Origin of the sequence: Vibrio sp. RW (assembly GCF_027587105.1) — a bacterium.
GTDB classification, from domain to species: Bacteria; Pseudomonadota; Gammaproteobacteria; order Enterobacterales; family Vibrionaceae; genus Vibrio; species Vibrio toranzoniae.
On the sequence record NZ_JAPPTM010000061.1, the window covers coordinates 1 to 3187 of the forward strand.

At 40.3% G+C, this 3187-nt stretch carries 2 protein-coding genes and 1 pseudogene; 1 reads left to right on the plus strand and 2 read right to left on the minus strand.

Going from position 1 to position 3187, the window contains the following annotated elements; translation table 11 throughout:
- Positions 1 to 449: 449 nt before the first annotated feature.
- Both OCT63_RS21240 and OCT63_RS21245 read right to left on the minus strand, forming a co-directional pair.
- Positions 450 to 1067, minus strand: coding sequence for an OmpA family protein (locus OCT63_RS21240; RefSeq protein ID WP_269984575.1), 618 nt, complete (start codon positions 1065 to 1067; stop codon positions 450 to 452).
- Positions 1067 to 2332 carry a TolC family outer membrane protein gene (locus OCT63_RS21245; protein WP_269984576.1) on the minus strand — a complete coding sequence of 422 codons (1266 nt, stop codon included), beginning with the start codon at positions 2330 to 2332 and terminating at the stop codon, positions 1067 to 1069. The genes OCT63_RS21240 and OCT63_RS21245 overlap by 1 nt, the downstream gene beginning before the upstream one ends.
- A gap of 408 nt (positions 2333 to 2740) precedes the next feature.
- On the opposite strand from OCT63_RS21245, the pseudogene OCT63_RS21250 reads away from it, so the two are divergent.
- A pseudogene (locus tag OCT63_RS21250) lies at positions 2741 to 3187 on the plus strand (hypothetical protein); the annotation flags it as partial.

Sequence of the window (3187 nt, forward strand, 5' to 3'; positions counted from 1 at the left end):
AAGGCTCACTTACATCCAGAATTACGGATAATTTTCAGTTACTGGAACCTGCACCTTCAAGTTGAACGGGTATATAATTGAGAAATTCGAACAGAGCTATGTTACTTTTAAGTTATGCAAAATATTTGGTATTGCTCGAATCAGTTTAAAGTTTTGGAGTAAGAACCCCGTAGTGTTGGTATTGGTTCAACTGCCACCAGGGATTTTGTGAGTGTCCTAATGAAATTAAATACAATCTTTCTCGTTATAGAACTAATAAGTTAATTAAAAAGTGGGAGTTGCTAGCCGATACCTTTTTAAAGATCACTACAATCAAAAAAACCTGTAGTGCATTGAAATCCCGTGTTATTTAGATATCAGCTCTTTGTGCTCGCATCAAGGCAAGTCTGGGGCGAAGTTCAAACCTCGATATTAAGGTAATATTTTAAATTTGCTTCTCTTGGCTGTTACTATTTTCCGGTTTTTGTAAATATATTCCATTCTTCTTTGATGTTGCCTTTGAATCCGGTGACAGAAGCGACAACTTTTCGATTGAGCGCATGGTTGATTTTGGTTCCCTCTCCATTAGAAACGGTATCCCCGTAGCCAACGATTGTCACTCTAGATGGTTGTATACCATTACTTATTAGGGCTCGCCTTACATTTGATGCTCGTTCTTTCGATAAGTCTAAGTTGTGAGCCGCGTTTCCGACTTTACTCGCGTAGCCTTGTAGACGAATGGTTGTGTTTTCATACTGCTTTAAAAACGCGGCCATTTGACGAATTTGGCCAAGAAAAACAGGATTGATTTCTGTTGAATTGTTGGCAAATAAGATGTGAAGTTTTTTCTGTTCCGTTGACTCGAAATAAGAGCCGCAGCCGTCATTATCGATTTCAGCGCCAATCTGTGTATTAACACATAAATCACGGGCGTTGATAACACCATCATTGTCGTCGTCTTCTAGATCGTAACTTTGTACGCTTTCAGGGAACGCTCGATACTCGAACTCTTCATCGTTTGTTTCAGCTAAAATGTTAGCGGAAGTAACCAATAGACAGAGCAGAAATAAAGTTTTTAGCAGCTTCATTAATATTCTACCTTTTCATTCCATTCTTGGGGGATATCGACACGTAAACCTGCCAGTAAATTACCGGTTGCGTTCATGACCCGGTATTTAGCATATTGTTCATCATACTTGGCATCTAAATAGCCTTTACGAGCTTCAAAGAGCTCATTTTCAGTGTTAAGTAAATCGAGAAGTGTTCGTTTACCGATGCGGTATTGCTTCTCGTAAGAGATGACCGTTTCTGATGCCGAGTCTACGTGATCTGATAAGAACTCTTTCTGTTGTACGGTTAAATTAAGTGCACTCCATGACAAGCGCAGGCTCTCTTCTACATTACGATATGTACTTTCACGCAAATCCTTCGCTTTATTTAATTGGTAAGCAGCACTTTCAGCGCGGTCTTGATCAGCGCCTCCGTTATACAAGTTATATCTTAAGCGGACCATTGCGGAAAACTCGTCACTACTACCTTCGTTGCCACCTGCGTCATCACGCCAGGTTTGCGCGGCTTCAAAAGAAAAAGTCGGATAATTTGAACTTTTAGACTGTTTATATTGGAATTTAGCTGAGTCTACATCGGCTTGTGCAATTTTAATAACAGGATGTTGGCTGAAAGCTTTCGCAAGAGCGCTATCTACGGTGTAAGGAATTGCACCAGCGTCTGCTCGCGGAAACACTAAACCTAAAGGTGACTGTCCAACAATACGTTTAAATTGAGTATGCGTATCAAACAAATTATTTTGCGCTGCGAGCAAGTTACCATGAGCTTTAGCAAGACGAGCTTCTACTTGGGAGGTATCTGCTGTAGAGCCAATGCCAGATTCGACACGTTTTCGAATATCTCTATAGATATCCTTGTGTGTTGCTAGGTTGTTTTCAGACAGAGTGAGGACTTCATAAGCTTTCACTGCATCAAGGTATACTTTGGTTACCTCGAGAGCGATATCTTGGGCGTTAGAGAGTAGTTGGTAACGAACAGATTCTGCATCAGCTGCGGTACGATCAATATCGTTGGAAGTATTTTCTCCATCCCAAATTAATTGAGTCAAAGTAATCGTCGCTTCTTTACGCGTCAGATCTGTTGAATTTGTATTGGTCACTAAATCGGTATGCTCATAACCAATTCCACCATCTAGCTCTATACTTGGGCGATAAGCGCCACCAGAAGCATCGTTAACAAAACGTTTACTTACGTACTCATTATAAGCACTTTTAATTTCAGGATTGCTTTCCAACGTAAATGCGACGGCTTGCTCAAGAGTTTGTGCCGCAACTGGAAAGGTCATTGCTATAGCTAGCCCTATGGTCGTCGCTTGAATCCTATTCAATTTGCATCTCTCCAAAATGAGTTACACTTATACTTAAACTATGAATACAAAGGCTTGATGGGTATTCAAAATAATCACGATTTTTAAGTGGCGATCGTAAATGGTTAATAACTGCTTTCATATTTATTGTTCAAATAACGAATATATCCTAATACTACAATAGCTTATGCAGTGTTCAAAGGTGGGAGGATGATGTATTATGTGAAACATGTCACGTTGTATGTATCATAGTTGTGTATGAGATTGTTAAATACAGCTATTTCATTATAAATTTGATGATCTTAGAGAAATTATCTCACGTATTAATTTAGGTGTCACGATCGTTGCTTCGACGTTCTGATGGAAATTTAAAGTTTAGGGGTTTATATGGACATGACAATATTGAATGCGAGCGGTGCATTGGCATTTGGTCAACGCATTGTTGTTTCGGTAGATGGTACAATTAAAGTCCTAAAAAATGGCCAGCCATTGCAAGCAGGGGATGTCATTCTTGAATTCCAGAGCGAAAACTCTGAATCTCCAATTTCAGTCAAGCGTTTTTCGCGTGAAGATGGCGGTGAAGTTGAACTCGACCAAGACATCGCAAATATTTTTGCTGTTTTAGAAGAAGGCCTGGATCCGACGGAGTTAGGCGAAGAATTTGCAACAGCAGCTGGTGAAAGAGGTTCAAGCCTAGTAAGCAGCGGGACCATTGAGCGCGACGGTGAAGAAACTGTTCCAAGCACTGAATTTTTGACAACAGGCTTTGAAGCTATGGGAATGTCTCGTACTCAAAGTTTGAGTCTTCTAGATACCTTCCGCTCGCTCGAGCAA

Bases quoted from the DNA above. Each gene is read 5' to 3' on its own strand.
- OCT63_RS21240 (WP_269984575.1), bottom strand. From the start codon at position 1,067: ATGAAGCTGCTAAAAACTTTATTTCTGCTCTGTCTATTGGTTACTTCC.
- OCT63_RS21245 (WP_269984576.1), bottom strand. From the start codon at position 2,332: ATGACCTTTCCAGTTGCGGCACAAACTCTTGAGCAAGCCGTCGCATTT.